This window comes from Acinetobacter vivianii (assembly GCF_014635885.1).
GTDB lineage: Bacteria > Pseudomonadota > Gammaproteobacteria > Pseudomonadales > Moraxellaceae > Acinetobacter > Acinetobacter vivianii.
The window spans coordinates 46,291-64,224 of the sequence record NZ_BMDR01000004.1; the positions used below are offsets into that span (position 1 = coordinate 46,291).

Annotated in this window: 11 protein-coding genes and 1 pseudogene; 4 read left to right on the plus strand and 8 right to left on the minus strand. The window is 40.6% G+C overall.

Annotated elements, in window-relative coordinates:
* Positions 1-73: 73 nt before the first annotated feature.
* From IEV36_RS09190 to trpD, 4 genes are all read right to left on the minus strand, one after another.
* Positions 74-763 carry a Smr/MutS family protein gene (locus IEV36_RS09190; protein WP_005258830.1) on the minus strand — a complete coding sequence of 230 codons (690 nt, stop codon included), beginning with the start codon at positions 761-763 and terminating at the stop codon, positions 74-76.
* Between the two features lie 138 nt (positions 764-901).
* Complete coding sequence (locus tag IEV36_RS09195) at positions 902-1,327, minus strand: hypothetical protein (protein WP_005258826.1); 426 nt, start codon at positions 1,325-1,327, stop codon at positions 902-904.
* 96 nt (positions 1,328-1,423) lie between these two features.
* Positions 1,424-2,230, minus strand: coding sequence for an indole-3-glycerol phosphate synthase TrpC (gene trpC / locus IEV36_RS09200; protein ID WP_005258825.1), 807 nt, complete (start codon positions 2,228-2,230; stop codon positions 1,424-1,426).
* Between the two features lie 9 nt (positions 2,231-2,239).
* Positions 2,240-3,289 (minus strand): anthranilate phosphoribosyltransferase, encoded by a 1,050-nt coding sequence (gene trpD / locus IEV36_RS09205; RefSeq protein WP_032863949.1) that lies wholly within the window; start codon positions 3,287-3,289, stop codon positions 2,240-2,242.
* 355 nt (positions 3,290-3,644) lie between these two features.
* Between trpD and IEV36_RS09210 the strand changes: the two genes are divergently transcribed.
* Together IEV36_RS09210 and IEV36_RS09215 are read left to right on the plus strand one after the other, a co-directional pair.
* Positions 3,645-6,377 (plus strand): TonB-dependent receptor plug domain-containing protein, encoded by a 2,733-nt coding sequence (locus IEV36_RS09210; RefSeq protein WP_005258821.1) that lies wholly within the window; start codon positions 3,645-3,647, stop codon positions 6,375-6,377.
* 7 nt (positions 6,378-6,384) lie between these two features.
* Positions 6,385-9,157, plus strand: a pseudogene (locus IEV36_RS09215) (M1 family metallopeptidase).
* A gap of 56 nt (positions 9,158-9,213) precedes the next feature.
* On the opposite strand, the gene IEV36_RS09220 reads toward IEV36_RS09215, so the two are convergent.
* From IEV36_RS09220 to IEV36_RS09235, 4 genes are all read right to left on the minus strand, one after another.
* The gene (locus tag IEV36_RS09220) at positions 9,214-10,578 is read right to left on the minus strand and encodes an L-cystine transporter (RefSeq protein WP_005258815.1); all 1,365 of its coding nucleotides are present in this window, start codon (positions 10,576-10,578) and stop codon (positions 9,214-9,216) included.
* A gap of 356 nt (positions 10,579-10,934) precedes the next feature.
* A complete protein-coding gene (locus IEV36_RS09225) occupies positions 10,935-11,519 on the minus strand; it encodes an anthranilate synthase component II (protein ID WP_004773708.1) in 585 nt (194 codons plus the stop codon).
* 296 nt (positions 11,520-11,815) lie between these two features.
* Positions 11,816-13,618 carry an aminopeptidase P family protein gene (locus IEV36_RS09230; RefSeq protein ID WP_005258812.1) on the minus strand — a complete coding sequence of 601 codons (1,803 nt, stop codon included), beginning with the start codon at positions 13,616-13,618 and terminating at the stop codon, positions 11,816-11,818.
* Positions 13,615-15,156 carry a peptide MFS transporter gene (locus tag IEV36_RS09235; RefSeq protein ID WP_005258810.1) on the minus strand — a complete coding sequence of 514 codons (1,542 nt, stop codon included), beginning with the start codon at positions 15,154-15,156 and terminating at the stop codon, positions 13,615-13,617. Before IEV36_RS09235 ends, IEV36_RS09230 begins: the two co-directional genes overlap by 4 nt.
* Before the next feature lie 730 nt (positions 15,157-15,886).
* On the opposite strand from IEV36_RS09235, the gene glnA reads away from it, so the two are divergent.
* Complete coding sequence (gene glnA / locus IEV36_RS09240) at positions 15,887-17,302, plus strand: type I glutamate--ammonia ligase (RefSeq protein ID WP_171067993.1); 1,416 nt, start codon at positions 15,887-15,889, stop codon at positions 17,300-17,302.
* A 126-nt stretch (positions 17,303-17,428) separates the two neighbouring features.
* Positions 17,429-17,920 carry a chorismate--pyruvate lyase family protein gene (locus IEV36_RS09245; protein ID WP_004773704.1) on the plus strand — a complete coding sequence of 164 codons (492 nt, stop codon included), beginning with the start codon at positions 17,429-17,431 and terminating at the stop codon, positions 17,918-17,920.
* The last annotated feature ends 14 nt before the right edge of the window (positions 17,921-17,934 follow it).

Here is a 17,934-nt window from a genome sequence, read left to right on the forward strand (position 1 = left end):
TTAGGTGGGTTGAACAAAAACGGCAATTGTATCAGAAAACGATTAAAAATCTTAATTTTGATATAAATACCGATTACTGTTTGAATTTAGGGTTCTTTTCAGCACGTTTGAGCAGGACTAAAACAGCGCCTGTGCCGCCCTGATTTTCAGGCGCGCTCACAAAAGCAAGTACATCACGATGCTGTCTCAGCCAGCCATTGACATAGGTTTTTAAAATCGCTTCTGGGCCTTTGCCATGCACGATCTTAATGACATTCTGGTTTTCTTCTTTTGCCATTTGAATGATTTGCAGAACCGCTGCACGTGCTTGCTCAACGGTACAACCATGTAGATCCACCGCCTCGAACCAGCGAATTTTACCTGCTTTTAAGTCTTCAAATACTTTGTGCTGTAAGGTCGCGATGCGGTAGCTTAATGCCGCTTGGCTAGCCACAGGATTTAAGATCGCTTGGGTATCGGATATTTCTGTGAGCTCTTGCTCAGCTCCACCTTCTGCCGCAGCACGCTTTGCCAAGGTTTGGGCATCAACTTTTTTGCTACGCGTTACTTTAGTATCAGCAATATTTTGATTGTCGATTGGTTTGACCCCAAGTAGGGCTTTTTTAAAAAGTTCTGTATCTTCCAACTCTTCAGCAGCAGCTTGAGCCTTTTTTGATTCGGCTTGCTTTGCAATCGCGCTGGATTGAGGATTAGAGATTTGCTTTTTAAAGGCTTTCAGTAAATTAAACTGATCTTTAGAAAGCGATGAATCGTGTTTACTCATAATGTTAGAAAAATAGGCAAGATACGAGAGAGGTGTGAAATTATAGTCCGAATCTATGATAATTTGAACTGTATTACGTTCAGGAGGCTATGGAGATTAGTTTTTTAGAGCGGATTGAAAATTAAAAATGCATTATTTTTAAGATGATGACTCACTTATAATTTTTATAATTCGAGATTGATTTAAACCTTTATTTTTAAAGCGATCATATAGTTCAAAACAAATATGCTGATTTGCTTGGAGACGCGGTAAATTGCGATCAAAATCAAAATAGCGAATATAACCAGATTGGTCCATGACAATTTCTAGCCGTTCGAAGTGTCCTCCTCGTTTTTGAATGTTTTTATATTGTTCGATTACACCACATGCTTGAGACATCATTAAGGTCTGAGCAGGGGATGAATACATTGCAATGCCAATCAAAATGTAGCCAGGAATGATCGTTAAGTAGTAAAAAACTCTTGGGTCTTTAAAACTCTGAATTTTTTCGTGAAAAAACAAATGACTATAAATAGGGAAACCCACTAATAAGATTAACCCGATGAGTAATAAAAAATTATTCATATTGTTCCATCAATTTTATTCTTTATTCGGAACTTATTTTAATTCTAGTATCATTTTAAAGGTTCAAGATAAAACCTTAGCTTGAACCTTATTGGCTTAAATTTTCTCAGGCTGACCAAACAATTCATTAAATGCTTGATCTGGGCGAGGTTGTTTCATAAAGCTTTCGCCGACCAAGAAAGTATGAATATCATTGGTTTGCATCATTTCTACGTCAGCAGGTGTGGCGATACCACTTTCTGTCACTAAAACGCGGGAAGCAGGCAATAATTTCTTTAAACGCAATGAGGTATTTAAATCGACATCAAAGGTTTTAAGATTACGGTTGTTGACACCCAAAATGCATTGTTCAGAAAGTTTTAAAGCACGCTCTAATTCATATTCATCATGCACTTCAACCAACACATCCAACTGCTGTTCAAATGCCGTTTTCGACATTTCTTCCAGCTGTTGATCGGATAGGCAGGCCACGATCAATAAAATACAATCTGCATGTAAAGCACGTGCTTCAATGACATTATAAGGATCAACCAAGAAGTCTTTACGTAAAGCTGGCAGGGCACAGTGGTTACGTGCAATAGCAATATTTTCATCCGCGCCTTGGAAGAAATCCACATCCGTTAATACAGACAGGCAAGCAGCGCCCGCTTGTTCATACTGTTGAGCAATTTCTGCGGGATTGAAATCTGCACGAATAATGCCTTTAGACGGAGATGCTTTTTTAATTTCAGCAATAACGGCTGGACGTTTATGTTGTAAGGCATTGGCAAAACCACGTACAGGTGAAGCCTCTTTTGCCCATTGTTCAACATCATGCAAGCTACGTTGTTTTAAACGTGCTGCAAGCTCCTCATGTTTGCGGTCAACAATTTTACCTAAAATGGTATTTTGAATATCGATCATGAGAAGTCCTTAGTCTGCCTGATATTGTTTCAATGTCTTGGTAAATTCAGCCAAGATACTCATTTTTTCGAGCGCTTGTCCGCCGTACAGAATATCCTGAGCCAGCTCAACGGCTTGTTTATAGGTTTTGGTAATGCCCGCTACATAAATCCCAGCAGCTGCATTTAGTGCAATCATATTTGCTGCTTTTTCGCCAATGTCGGATTTATTACGGCCTAGTGCATCTTTAATCAGTTTTAGGCTTTCTTCTGAACTATTCACCACTAAACCTGACAAGGTTTGAGATGGAATACCGACATCATCTGGATTCAATGTCCATTCAGTAATTTCGCCATCTTTGAGTTCAGCGACGGCAGTTGGTGCAGCCAGACTGATTTCGTCCAGACCATCTTTAGAATGCACAACCAGTACATGCTCGGCACCCAACTGTTTTAATACTTCAGCAATCGGACGGCAAAGTTCATCTGAGAATACGCCAATTACAAAACGGTTCACGCCAGCAGGGTTGGTCAATGGCCCCAGTAAGTTGAAAATACTGCGGATTCCCAATTCACGACGTGGGCCAACAGCGTATTTCATGGCTTTATGATGATTTGGCGCAAACAGAAAACCCACACCCATTTCACGGATGCAGCGTTCAGTTTGTTGCATATCCAGGTCAAGCTGAATCCCGATTTGTTCAAGTACATCAGAAGAACCTGATTTACTGGATACGCCACGGTTACCGTGTTTGGCAATGGTTGCACCCGCAGCGGCAATTACAAAGCTAGACGCGGTTGAAACATTAAACAGGTTTTGACCGTCACCGCCTGTACCTACGATATCGACGAGATGCGGAATATCACTGACATCAATCTTGATGGCAAACTCACGCATAATGCGTGCCGCAGCGGTGATCTCATCAATACTTTCACCTTTCATGCGTAAGCCCATCATCAGTGCACCAATCTGCGCTTCCGTTGCTTCGCCCTGCATGATGCTGCGCATCACATCTTCCATTTGAGGCTGGGTAAGATGAATGTTTTTGGTAATGTGATTAAGGGCCTGTTGGATATTCATAGTCATGAGTTACAGCATCAATGATTAAAATTTTGAGTGAGGTCAGTTGTCTGAGTAGATGGTTTGGCTTTTTGTGATCCATGATTCACTAGCTGCGAGCTATGTTATCAGAAAATAAACAAAGTTTTTTGTCGTTCGGTCATAGTTTTAAAAATTTTGCTGCTTCGCTGATGCGATATTTGGGGATAGTTCAATTTATTTCTGGAAAAAGGTTTTAATTTATTCTGAGTTTTTATGATAAGGAATTAACCTTTTGGTATATCTTAATCATACATATCCCTAGAAAAAATGAGTATAAATCAACTAAATAAAAGTAGATATATTAGGTCGGTCTTCATTTTACTCATCCATAAATATGTACCTAAATTACTTGAAATATCTTGGGGCTGCTAAAAATAAAGGTTGTTTTGTTTTTGTCTTTATTGCATGCCTTCATCCATTAGAAAGTTATGCTGAGACCCATGTAGAACAGCCACAAAGCAAGGCAACATCGGATAAAGTGGTGCGTGTAGCAGTCACAGGTTCACGTATTTCCAAAGCTCAAAAAGATGGTCCAACCAGTGTAACTGTGATTACCGCAGCCGATATCGAAAAGCAGGGCTTTAGCAATGCCTTTGATGCATTAAACAATCTGACCCAAAATACAGGCTTTGTGCAAGGAGCTGACTATGGTAATACCTTTACGCCTGCCGCCAATGCAATTAGTTTGCGAGGTTTAGGACCGAATCATACTCTGACCTTAATCAATGGACATCGGGTGGCTGATTATCCTGTGCCATATGATGGCGCTGTGAATTTCGTCAATTTAGCCAATATCCCAACCGCAATTATTGATCGAATCGAAATATTAAACGGTGGTGCTTCCGCGATTTATGGTTCAGATGCAATCGCAGGTGTAGTGAATATTATTCTGAAAAAGAAAACCGATGGAACCCAATTCAATATCAAGGCAGGTGGAACCAAAGAAGGTGGGGAGAACCTACGTTTACAACTGAGTGGCAGTAAAACACTGGATAAGTTAAATCTGGTGTATGGACTTGAGCTGAGTGGGCGTGAACCGATTTGGGCAGCTGATCGTGACTTTATGACGAGCCGAACACGTTTGGGGGAAAAGCCAGACACGATCGTTGGACGTAAAAATGCCAAGACAGGACAATATCTCTCAATCGGTGGTTGTGATGCATTTGATGGCTTATTTAAAGGATCAGTCCAGAATATAGGAAAAATAGGTGCAGATAACTGTGCCAGTGGATTAGCACGACCGACCTATTGGACGGTTCAAACCAAGAATCGCAGCCAAAATGGCTATCTCGGTTTGGATTATGAGTTGGATGAAAAAACACAATTTTTCGCAGATGTTTTGATTGGTGCCAATCAAATTGAAAATAATACCCGTGGCCCGATATGGACATCCTTAGGTGCAAGTAGCGGCTATTTTCTTAATCAAGACACAGGAAATTATGAAATCTGGACACGACGTTTTGCGCCAGAAGAATTAGGGGATGTTGAGCAAGCCAATAAAAAATGGAAAGAACTGTCTTCCAATTTGAACTTTGGTATCCGTGGCGATATTGGGGACAGCAGCTGGCGCTATGAAGCAGCCTATAATGGCTCGATTTATACCAGCCAATTACGTAAACAAGGGCTGGTTCGTTCGAATGTTGATGAATATTTCCTAGGTCAGCGACTGGGTGTAGACCAAGATGGTATTCCAATTTATTCCCCGCATTTAGACCGTATCAGTCGGCCACTGACCGTGAGTGAGTTTAGAAGCATTTCAGGCACAACTGAGGAAAACGACAAGTCATGGGCACAAGGTTTAACGCTCAGTGCCAATGGTGATGTGTTTGAATTGCCTGCAGGAACGGCCAAGCTTGCTGCTGTGGCAGAAATTGGGCGTCAAGGTTTTACAATCAAACCCGATAAGGCGGTGGAAAATGGGGACTTCTATAATGCCACTTCCAGTGGCGAATATGGTGGGGCGCGTACCCGCCAAGCGTTGGGTATGGAATTATTCTTACCTTTAGCCAAGCCACTCAATTTAACTTTATCTGGACGCTATGACCGCTATGCCTTATCCGATAACAGTATTGATAAATTTACCTTTGGTTCAGGCTTAGAATTTAGACCACATCCAACCTTATTGGTGCGAGGCAATTACGCCACCAGTTTCCGCGCGCCAGATATGAATTATCTGTTTTTAAATAAACAAAAAGGTTATTTCCCAAGTACCACCGATTATTTACGTTGCAGTCAGACCGGACAAGCTTTAGATAAATGTAGCTTTAAAGATTATTCACCAGGGGCAAACTACACCTTAACGGGCAACAGGGATTTAAAGCCAGAAGAGGGTAAATCTTATGGTGCAGGTTTTGTTTGGTCACCAAGTAATAAGTTTGATATTTCCGTCGATTATTGGGATATCAAAATTGATAATCTGGTAACCAATTTAAGTGAAGATAAAATTTTACGTCTGGAAGCAGATTGCCGTTTGGGCGCACAAGATATCAACTCGGCACAATGTATTGATGCTTTAGCACGTGTAGAACGGAATCCTGCAAATGCAGTGGTTGATCCAAATGTGATCAACAATATCAATATTGTGCCGATCAATGCCGCTTCAGATCATACCCGAGGAATTGATTTCACCAGCAAATGGCGTTGGAAAACTGAAAATCTGGGTAATTTCCTGTGGACGGTGAATTATAGCCGCGTGCTTGAACGTGAATATCAACAATCTAAAGACGGCGAGAAAGATAACTACTTAAAAGATTTAACCATTCCAGATTGGAGAGATCGTTTCAATACCAGCCTCAGTTGGAGTCGAGGTGATTGGGCATCGACCGTTCTGGTGAATCGCTATGGCAAGATTCCAAACGGGAATCAAACGGCTTACTTAAGCCCGACCTATTTGGTCAATTGGAGCGGAACCTATCAAATTTCGCCAAAAGCCTCTGCATCAATCATTGTGAATAACCTGTTTGACAAAGTGAAACGCGATGACACAGGCGGATGGCCATATTATCCAGTAGGATCATATTCACCATTCGGCCGTCAGGGCTGGCTGGAGTTTAATTATAAATTCTAACAATGATGTGTGGATGCAGCGAAGTGGTACACCATTTGCTGCGTCTTTTTATTTTAAAAACTACAGAGGACAGATCTCCTATGTTGGTCAAACCTTCATTAAAAAAACGATTGCTACTTACGACATTAATTTCTTTATCCGCAACACAGATTTTTGCATCAAATAGTAAAGAACAAATTCCAATTGGAAAATTACCTGAATGGGTTGTGCCTGAATCTTATGATTTAGACTTTAAAATTGATCCTGCTCAAAAAGGGTATACGGGCAAAACCACCATTCATTTAAAACTCACCCAAGCGACCGACCATCTGTGGATTCATGGCAAATCCTTGTCGGTAAAAGAGGCGAGTATTAGCTCCGTAAATGGACAGAAAATCAAAGCCAAATATGAACAGGCTTCAGAAGTTGATGGTGTGAGCCTGATTAAATTTGCCAAGACCTTAGCTGTTGGGCAATATCGTTTAGTGCTGGATTTTAATGCAGATTATGATCAGCAACTTGATGGTATTTATAAAATTGAGTTTGAAGGTAAACCTTATGTCATGACTCAAATGGAAGCCATTAGTGCCCGTCAATCATTTCCATCTTTCGATGAACCACGTTTTAAAACGCCGTTTAATATTCGTCTGACCATTCCAGAGAAATATTCAGGTTTTGCCAATACCAATCAGACATCGGAGCAGACCGATCAGTCAGGTTGGAAGACTTTAAGTTTTGCACAGACCAAACCATTACCAACTTATTTGCTTGCGCTGGCAGTTGGACCTTGGCAATTACAGAAAGGGCCAGATATTGCTGCAACACAATGGCGCAAAGATGCCATTCAACTGCGCGGGATTGCACCAGATGGTAAGGCTGCAAAAATGCAGCATGCTTTATCGGAAACCCCTGCAATTTTAAAAACACTAGAAGATTATTTCGCTTTTGGCTATCCCTTCGACAAATTAGACTTGCTTGCTGCGCCTGACTTTGCTGCGGGAGCAATGGAAAATCCCGGGTTGATTACCTTTAGAGACTATTTGATGCTGCTAGACAAAGACTCACCTGTGTCATTTGTACATGGCTCTTTTAATGTCAATGCACATGAGTTGGCGCATCAATGGTTTGGCGATGTGGTAACGATGCCGTGGTGGGATGACTTGTGGCTGAATGAATCTTTTGCCACTTGGATGCAAAGTAAAATAACGCAACAATTACATCCAGAGTTTAATGCTGATCTTGAACGTGTAGTCGATACTGCAGGTGCAATGAAAAGCGATAGCTTGGTCAGTGTACGCCGTATCCGCCAGCCAATTTTAAGTAATGCCGATATTCAAACTGCTTTTGATGGTATTACCTATCAAAAAGGCGCGGCTGTTTTAAATATGTTTGAAAGTTATTTAGGTGAGGAAAAGTTCAAACAAGGTGTACGGAATTATATTAGCAAGCACCAATATGGTAGTGCCACCGCCAATGATTTAATCAGTTCTCTTGCAGAGCAGTCTGGTCAGGCTGAGCGTTTTAGCAAAGCGGTAAAAAGTTTTATTGATCAACCGGGCGTACCTTTGCTAAATACCTCATTGCAACAACAAGGTAATAAAGTCTTTTTAAATGTGAAACAAACTCGCTATCTACCAGTCGGTTCAAAAGGGGATGCGAATAGCCTTTGGGGCGTACCATTATGTGTACGCTACGAAGTTCCAAATGCTGCAAGCAAAGTTCAATGTGAACTGGTTGACCGAGCTGAAGCCAAAATTGAGCTCAAAGGCGCAAGTATTAACAGTTGGTATATTCCAAATGCAGATGCTGCAGGCTATTACCAATTTAGTTTGCCTGAACAAGAACTTGCTCGTTTGACAGCAGCAACAGCAAAACTCTCCAATACTGAACAATTGGCCCATGCTTATGCGATTTCGGCAGCATTTAATCATGGTGATATTAACTTGTTGGCGGTGGTGGATGTTGCGAAGAAGTTTGCTCACTCGAATAGCCGCCAAATCAGTACCGCATTATTTCAGCAGCTCAGTGTGATACAACGTCATGTATTGAAAACAGATGCTGAACGTGAGCATTTGAGAAAGGTTCTGGCGAATTTATACTTACCAAAACTGAATCAGTTGGGTTATACCAGTAAAGCGGGTGAATCTGCTGAGGATAGTTTATGGCGTAGTGAGTTGGCGCAGTTCCTTGCACTGGATATTCAGGTACCAGAAGTTCGTCAAAAACTCTTAAAGCAATCGGATGCTTTATTTGAACAGAAGCAACTGAACTTTGCCCAGCTCACGCCAGAATTATTACCCACTATTTTGGCAGTACGGGTTCAAGAAAAAGGACAGCCTGTATTTGATCGTTTAGCAGGGGAATTACAACGGATTACTCAACCGACACAACGTTTGGCAATTCTATCTGCTTTAGGCTCAGCTAATCAGACAGACACACGTCAGCAGGCACGCCAGCTCGTTCTTGATCCGCGTGTGAAGGTGGGGGAAGTGCGTACAGTGATTAATGCCATCAATAACTATAGCGGTGAACAAGGTGGATTGTGGTCATGGTTTAAAGTAAATCATGAGGCAGTATTTGATCGTTTAGGTAAGTCTTCTGCGGGACGTTTCCCTGCATTGTTTAGTGGCGCGGCGTGTACCCAACAGGAAGCGACACAGTTGAATAATTTCTTCGCACCGAGAACCAAAGAACTGGTCGGAGTCGAACGCGGCTTAAATCAAACCAAAGAACGGATCCAACTGTGTGAGTCTTTAGTTGCAAAACAGGATGGCTCTATTGTGCAACAATTGAAGTTGTAATTTACTAGCCATAAAAAAGCCAACATTGTTGTTGGCTTTTTTTATTTCAATACGATTTAAGCATCATTATCGGGTTGAGGATCCCTTACTCCCAATAATTGACTGGTTGCTGTACCAGCGGTCATTGAACCATTTACATTTAATGCGGTACGTCCCATATCAATCAAAGGTTCGATTGAAATCAGTAAAGCCACTAAAGTAATTGGTAAGCCCATCGCAGGGAGCACGATTAAGGCAGCGAATGTCGCACCACCACCTACACCAGCAACACCGATTGAACTAAGCGTTACGATGACAACCAGTTGCGCAATCCATAACGGATCCAGTGGGTTGATACCAACGGTTGGGGCAACCATGACAGCAAGCATTGCAGGATATAAACCTGCACAACCATTTTGACCAATCGTCGCACCAAATGAAGCCGAGAAGCTGGCAATCCCTTCAGGTACACCCAATTGCTTGGTTTGTGCTTCAATATTCAGTGGAATACTGGCTGCACTTGAGCGACTAATAAAAGCAAAGCTCAAGACTGGGAAGACTTTCTTGAAAAAGTCGACTGGATTGATGCGTACAAACACTAAAATCAAGGCATGGACCAGGAACATAATCGCAAGGCCGAGATATGAAGCAACAAGGAATTCGCCCAATTTTACGATATCGGCAAGATTAGCTGTTGCGACCATTTTGGCCATTAAGGCCAGCACACCATAAGGTGTAAATTGCATTACCAAACGAACCAGACTAATTACGAGCGCTTGTAATGCTTCAATACCATGCTTGATTCTTTCGCCATTTACATGATCTTTATCCATCAGCTTTAAAGCCGCAACACCTAAAAATGCAGCGAAAATCACCACACTGATAATTGCAGTAGGACGAATACCTGTTAAATCAGCAAATGGATTTTGAGGAAGTAGAGAAAGTAGAAGTTTTGGTATATCTAGATCGGTGACTTGCCCAATATATTGACTTTGAATCGCAGCTAAACGTGCAGCTTCTTGAGTACCTTGTACCAGACCTTCGGCGGTTAAACCAAATAGGTTAGTCACGGTGGCACCCACCAGCGCGGCAATCGCCGTGGTTGCTAACAGGATGCCAATCACTAAGACACTGATTTTTCCAAGCGACGTTGTCTGATGTAATTTCACTACGGCACTGACGATTGAAACGAAAATCAGCGGCATGATCACCATTTGTAATAGCTGAATATAACCATTACCTACAAGGTTGAACCATGCGACAGAGTGTTCAATGATCTGACCATCACCATATATGGTTTTAAGTGCCAGACCGTAGATGATACCCACCACCATACCGATCAGAACTTTCTTTGAAAGGCTCCAATCTTTTCGGTAGGAAAAGAACAATCCTGCCATAAGCAGGACAAAAACAATAATATTCAATAAAACCAAGATATTCACTATAGGTTGTCCTGATTGATATTTCAGGGAGTGCTAAAAATAATGGCGTAGATTCTACCATCCAGCAGCCCTGAAACTTAATCATTCCTATGACTATAGTTAATCTAAAAAAGTAAAAAGGGCGCTGTTCAATCTGAAATCCTATCGCACGTTTACTTTTTCTATTCTGTGAAAAGTGGATTAATTATTGAAAAAGAATGATTTGTTTTAAAGTAATAGATCGTCTTTTAATTTTAAAGCTTAAAAAACAATCAGTTTGTATGAGTTGTATATTGTTTTTATATGTTCAAAATAAAAACAGCCTATTGGATGGCAACAGGCTGTTTTAATACTGAAATTAAAAAGTCAGTTTTGGTTTAAGCATAAAGCTCTAGGAAGTTTTTAAAAATTTGATGCCCATGCTCACTCAAAATTGATTCAGGGTGAAACTGAACACCTTCAACTGGAAGGGTTTTATGTTTAACACCCATAATTTCCTCAATCGTGCCATCAGCCTGATTGGTCCAGCAGGTCAGTTCCAGACATTCTGGTAATGTTTCTTGCTCAATCACTAGTGAGTGATAACGTGTCGCTGCAAATGGAGAAGGGAGATTGCTAAAAATCCCTTTATCTGTGTGATGCATGTCGGATAGGCGACCATGCATTACGGTTTTCGCGCGAATAATGTTTCCACCGAATGCCTGTCCAATTGCTTGATGGCCTAAGCACACGCCCAATAAAGGAATTTTTCCTGCAAAGTGATTGATCGCTGGAATAGAAATTCCTGCTTCACTTGGAGAACATGGCCCAGGTCCAATCACTAAATATTTTGGCTGCCATCGTTCAATATCCTCTAATGAGACTTGGTCATTGCGAACTACTTTTACTTCCTGATTCAACTCGCCAAAATACTGGACGATGTTGTAGGTAAAAGAGTCGTAATTGTCGATCATTAGAAGCATTTTAGGATTAACTCACTAATAGGTAAAAGGAATTTATTTCGAAGTTTAAATTGTACTCACAATTATACTCACTATTGAAAAAGTACCTTTATTTGATCAAATAAAAAGCCGCTTCCTCAGCGGCTAATATAACAAAAAATGAAGTGACCAGTTTAACTATTTCACTCATTACAACTTTGCAGGAAAAAGCTCTAACGGGTATCCAAGTCCTTTGAAAATAGGGATGAAAACAATCAAGGCAGAATAGGCTTTTCTTTAGAAATAAAAAACGATTCTGCCTCAGTTATAGAAGAAGATTAAATCTTACGGGTGTTATAAATCAGCCAGTCTAAAACCTCTCCAGACAAATGTTCAGCCAGTCTTTCTTGAACGGTTTGATGGTAGTGATTTAACCAGTCTTTCTCTTCATTGCTTAGCATATCAATAACGATACAATCTAAATGAATTGGGCAAAGTGTGAGTGTTTCAAACTCTAGAAATTCACCGTAGGTTTTTTCAAAACCAGCGTGCAGCTGGTTTGCAACCAGATTTTCAATGCGAATGCCGTATTTCCCTTCATGATATAGCCCCGGTTCATTGGAGATAATCATTCCCTCACGCAATTTGCTATAGGCATGTATCGGCGCGTAATAAGAAAGTACTTGCGGCCCTTCATGAACGTTAAGCGCAAAACCTACGCCGTGACCTGTGCCATGACGGTAATCTAAACCCTGTTGCCATAAAGTATGACGACAAATTGAATCGAGTAAAGGTGCAGCTAAACCTTCTGGGTAAATGGTTTTTGCCAAAGCAATATGACATTTTAAAACCAGCGTATAGTCACGTTTTTGTTGTTGTGTCGGTGTTCCAACGGGAACAACACGAGTAATATCCGTTGTGCCATCTACGTACTGTCCGCCAGAGTCAATCAGTAATAAACCATCACCTTCGATTAATGAATAATGTTCTTGAGTAGCACGGTAGTGGGGTAATGCACCATTGGCATTAAAGCCAGCAATCGTTGAAAAACTTGGGCCTATAAAACCATCTTGCTGAGCTCGAAAGGCAGTAATTTTCTCATCAATGGTCAGTTCTGAAATGTTCTCTTGATGATGAAGTGCTTGTTCTAGCCAGTGGAAGAAATGACAAAGGGCAACACCATCTTTAAGCATGGCATGACGAATATGCGCAATTTCACTTTCATGCTTGCGTGATTTAAAAAGTGTACTCGGGTTAATGTCGTATACAACCTGAATATCATTTGCGATAGCTTGTTGGTGATCAATCGATACTTTGGCTGGATCTAACAGTACAGACGCATCAGAAATATTCGCTAAAAATCTAGCGGTATCCTGATAGTTACGAATCTCAATACCATCAGCTTTGAACGCCTCTTGCGTGGTGATATCTACCTTAGTGCTATCAACAAATAAAACAGCCTGTTGAGAACTGATGTATAGGTGTGAAAGGAATACAGGGTTGTACTCAACATCTTGTCCACGTGCATTTAACACCCATGCAATATCATCTAAAGATGAAATGAAATGGCCTTCAATTGCCTTACTGTTTAAAGTTTCCCGTATTGCCTGAATTTTTTCTTTACGTGATAAAGCATTTAACCCTTCCGGCATTAAGTGGATATTCTTTGAAGGAAGTTCTGGACGATTAGACCAGATTAGGCCGATTAAATCTTGCTGTATTTCAAGTTTAAAGTCATGTTGTTTTGCCGTCTTTTCCAATGCCTTAAACTGCTGGATTGAAAGCGTTTGCCCATTAACAGAAATGACCGAGCCAGACTTTAGATTTTTCTCAATCCAGACGAGATGTGTCGAAGATTCATCACTGGTCAATTTTTGTAATTGGAAGCCAGTTCCAGCGAGTTGTTGTTCGGCTTGTACCCAATAACGCCCATCAGCCCAGAGTCCTGCAAAGTTTTGGGTCACAACCAAGGTACCGACAGAGCCACTAAAACCGCTTAACCATTGCCTTGCTTTCCAATAGTCTGGTAAATACTCTGACATATGTGGATCTGCACTCATGACAACCAAAGCATCAACGTTTTGATGGATCATGAGTTCACGAAGTTTCACTAGTTTTTCTGGAACAGTTAAGTCGTTCATATGGTTTCCAAATCAGGTTGAACTTTGCTGGTGCTTTTGCCCATTAATTTGTTCATTGGTTTCTTTAATAAAAATAACACGATTGCGCCAATAACTAAGGCCAATACGCAGCGCATAAATAGGGTGGGTAAATTTTCGATAGCATCTGCCGCGACTTGTCCACCAATCAAACCTGCCATGAGGTTGCCTAAGGCTGAACCTGTGAACCATAGTCCCATAATTTGTCCACGAATGACATCTGGAGCAAGTTTGGTCATGGTCGATAAACCAATCGGGCTTAAGCACAGCTCTCCTAAAGTGAGCAGCAATAAAGCACCGACTAACCATAATGGTGAAACCAGACCATCGCTAATAGCAAAATGGCTAGCCAGAGACATCAGTAAAAATCCGCTTGCTGCCAGTAAAAGTGCAATAATAAATTTTGAGATATAACTAGGGTCTTTGTTCGATTTGCCTAGTCTTGCCCACAGCCACGCAGCAATTGGAGCAAAAATAATAATAAAGAGAGCATTAATCGACTGGAACCATACGGTTGGAATCTCAAAACCTAAAACATTGCGGTTGGTATAATCCTGAGCAAATAAATTAAATGAAGTTGGTTTTTGCTCAAAAGCGGACCAAAAAAGGGCAGAAGTGATCAATAGAACAAAACAAATGATAATTTTAAATTTGTCGTTTTGATCTAAATTGAGGAAAAGCAATAAATACGCAAAATAGGCAATAATTCCTATACCAATCCCTACAGTTAAATAGGTCGCGACAGCGACAGGGTTAATGTGAATGATGCCAAAGAAAGTTAATGCAATAACCACTGTAACTGCGAATAAGAAGCTAAATACAATTTTAGGTGCATTTTTATTTTCTACGACAGGTTTGCTACAGCTGTTGGTTTCTTGACGTAACTTGTTAAAATTTTCCAGTTGGGGAATTGCCATAAAACGGAAAATTAATAAAGCAATGAGCATCCCAAGGCCACCAATACCAAAGCCTAAATGCCAGCCATAATCTTTTACCAAAAGCCCAGTAATGAGCGGGGCAATAAATGACCCCATATTAATTCCCATATAGAAAATGGAAAAGCCTGCATCACGTCTTGCATCTTGAGCTTTATATAAAGTTCCAACAATCACCGAAATACATGTTTTAAATAGTCCAGAACCTAAAACAATAAGTACTAAACCAAAATAAAAGAAAGACTGATCAAAAACAGGTGTAAGCGCAATTGAGAGATGACCTAAGGCAATAATAAGTGAGCCATACCAGACAGCACGTGCTTGACCTAACCAATTATCTGCAATCCATCCACCAAAAACGGTCATTAAATACATGGAACCTGCAAACAATCCCACAATCGCTGCGGCAGTGGGTCGATCAAGTCCTAGGCCACCGTCATTGACCATGGCAATCATATAAAGGATCAGTAAAGGTCGGATACCATAATAGGAAAATCTTTCCCAAAGCTCGGTGAAAAAAAGCGTTTGTAAAGGCTTAGGATGGCCAAAAAAAGCTTTATCCGAACGTTCAAAGTCATATTTCATTAATCAAATCCTTGAATGATTTTAAGTTTTTATAAACATAACTTTGAGTTTGTTTATTAATAATAAAAATTTATGTATACGATTTTTAGTTTTTTTTAATTGTAAAAGCAAGTTTGGCCTGTATAAAAAAAGTGAATGAAAAAGAACATGAATAGTAAAATTTGTTTTTGGTTCGATAATGACAGGCTTACGCGAATGGGTTTGAGTACTGGTTAGACAGCTACTTAATCGTGCATCTCATGAAAAACTCATAAAATGAAAAAATATTAATTGGATTTTAAATAAAGAATATTGCCTATGGATGAATAGGTTAAGCAACAACTTTTAGTTGTTGAAATAAACCAAAACATTCATTGAACAAAAGGCTGTAAAAGATGCGATTATTTTTCATGTTATCCGATAAGAATCTCAGCATTCTATATAAGAAAGTATTATGATCATGAACGATTGTTTGAAATTGATGCAGTGTGTTATATCAGTGCAACAATTTTGCACCAAATTGGGGCGATAATGAGCTATTTAAATATGCCATAATTTGAAAATGTGTGAATATGGTGCATTTACACAAGCAAACAGTATAATGAGTTCAAGACAAGGAGCCTAAATCATGATTACTTATAAGTAATTCAATGTTTTAGGTATGCTTTAAAATTGTTGGTATGATAATTGCTAATTATACATCAACACCTAACACGCACTTAACAAGTGCATAAAAATTTCATTGGAGCAAATGAGCATGGCGAACAAGGTCCTTCAACTCATCAAAGAAAGTGGCGCAAAATGGGTCGATTTTCGCTTTACTGATACTAAGGGTAAAGAACAGCACGTAACTTACCCAGCTGATACCATTGATGAAGATACATTCGAAGACGGTAAAATGTTTGATGGTTCTTCAATTGCTGGCTGGAAAGGTATTGAAGCGTCTGACATGATCTTACGTCCAGATGCTGAAACTGGTTTCCTTGACCCGTTCTTTGCTGAACCGACTGTTGTTGTGACTTGTGACGTTATCGAGCCATCAACTGGTCAAGGTTACGAGCGTGACCCACGTTCAATTGCTCGTCGTGCTGAAGAATACTTAAAATCTACAGGTATCGGTGATACTGCATTCTTTGGTCCAGAACCAGAATTCTTCGTTTTCGACGAAGTGAAATGGGACATCGACATGTCTGGCGCGCGCCACACATTGATCGCTGAAGAAGCGGCTTGGTCGACTGGTAAAGACTATGAAGCTGGTAACTCTGGTCACCGTCCACGTGTGAAAGGTGGTTACTTCCCAGTTCCTCCTGTTGATTCTTCACAAGATATGCGTGCTGACATGTGTGCAAAAATCGAAGACATCATGGGCCCAGGTCGTGTAGAAGTACATCACCACGAAGTTGCATCTTGCCAGTTAGAAATTGGTGTAAGCTTCAACACTTTAGTTCGTAAAGCTGACGAAGTACAACAATTCAAATATGCAGTTTGGAACGTTGCTCACCAATATGCAAAAACAGCAACCTTTATGCCTAAACCAATGGTAGGCGATAACGGTTCTGGTATGCACGTTCATATGTCAATCTCTAAAGATGGCAAGAACTTGTTTGCTGGTGACGAATATGCTGGTTTATCAGAAATGGCATTGTTCTTCATTGGTGGTGTGATCAAGCATGCTCGTGCATTGAATGCAATTACAAACCCTTCTACAAACTCGTATAAGCGTTTGGTTCCACATTTTGAAGCGCCAATTATGCTTGCTTACTCAGCACGTAACCGTTCTGCTTCGATCCGTATTCCTTACGTTTCTAGCCCGAAAGGCAAGCGTATTGAAGCACGTTTCCCAGATCCAATGATGAACCCGTACTTAGGTTTCGCGGCATTGTTGATGGCTGGTCTTGATGGTATCCAAAACAAGATCCACCCAGGTGAAGCTGCTGACAAAAACTTATATGATCTTCCTCCAGAAGAAGAAGCAAAAATCCCAACAGTTGCTCACAGCTTGGATATGGCACTTGAAGCACTTCAAAATGATCATGAGTTCCTGTTAAAAGGTGGCGTGTTCACTAAAGAAATGCTTGATGCATATATCGAACTTAAAACTGAAGATGTACGTCGTCTTAACACGACGACTCACCCAGTTGAATTTGATATGTACTACAGCCTGTAATACATCCCTGATTCAGAAAAGCTCGCTTCGGCGAGCTTTTTTTATGTTTTTGATTCGGTTGAAAGTCGTACTCTTTTTCGTGAGAAATTAATGTAAACTAATCGCGATGTTTTTAGTGAGCCAAGCATGCGAAATTTACGACCAAACAGAATAAAAGGAAAAGAGCTTCCTACAGTATTAAAAAAATGGTTGTACGCATCAGGATCCCTGACCCAACAATTGACTGATTTAGGTCAAGGTCAGTTTCATGTTGAACGCATTAAAGAACATTATCAGCGCCTGACTTTGAATGACAGTCAGTGGATGAAAATGCCAGCGCAGCATGTGGCATGGGTGAGAGAAACCAATCTTTATGGCAGCGAAGAGCAGGCTTGGGTAAAAGCAAAAAGTATTTTTCCAATTTTAAGCTTGCAAAAAAAGGCGAGATTATTTCAGCATATTGGTAATAAACCGATTGGCTGGTTTCTGTTTCAGAGAACCAGTCCAGCTTGCGAGAGACGCGTCATTTATCTTGAAGAGGGATGGACACGTCAGAGTTGCTATACTTGGCATGGTTGTAAGTTTATTGTGCAGGAAACGTTTTTACCCGCATTTGAACAGTTTATTCAACAGCATTGACGCCTAAGGATTAT

Bases quoted from the DNA above. Each gene is read 5' to 3' on its own strand.
- IEV36_RS09190 (WP_005258830.1), bottom strand. From the start codon at position 763: ATGAGTAAACACGATTCATCGCTTTCTAAAGATCAGTTTAATTTACTG.
- IEV36_RS09195 (WP_005258826.1), bottom strand. From the start codon at position 1,327: ATGAATAATTTTTTATTACTCATCGGGTTAATCTTATTAGTGGGTTTC.
- trpC (WP_005258825.1), bottom strand. From the start codon at position 2,230: ATGATCGATATTCAAAATACCATTTTAGGTAAAATTGTTGACCGCAAA.
- trpD (WP_032863949.1), bottom strand. From the start codon at position 3,289: ATGAATATCCAACAGGCCCTTAATCACATTACCAAAAACATTCATCTT.
- IEV36_RS09210 (WP_005258821.1), top strand. From the start codon at position 3,645: ATGTACCTAAATTACTTGAAATATCTTGGGGCTGCTAAAAATAAAGGT.
- IEV36_RS09225 (WP_004773708.1), bottom strand. From the start codon at position 11,519: ATGCTTCTAATGATCGACAATTACGACTCTTTTACCTACAACATCGTC.
- IEV36_RS09230 (WP_005258812.1), bottom strand. From the start codon at position 13,618: ATGAACGACTTAACTGTTCCAGAAAAACTAGTGAAACTTCGTGAACTC.
- IEV36_RS09235 (WP_005258810.1), bottom strand. From the start codon at position 15,156: ATGAAATATGACTTTGAACGTTCGGATAAAGCTTTTTTTGGCCATCCT.
- glnA (WP_171067993.1), top strand. From the start codon at position 15,887: ATGAGCATGGCGAACAAGGTCCTTCAACTCATCAAAGAAAGTGGCGCA.
- IEV36_RS09245 (WP_004773704.1), top strand. From the start codon at position 17,429: ATGCGAAATTTACGACCAAACAGAATAAAAGGAAAAGAGCTTCCTACA.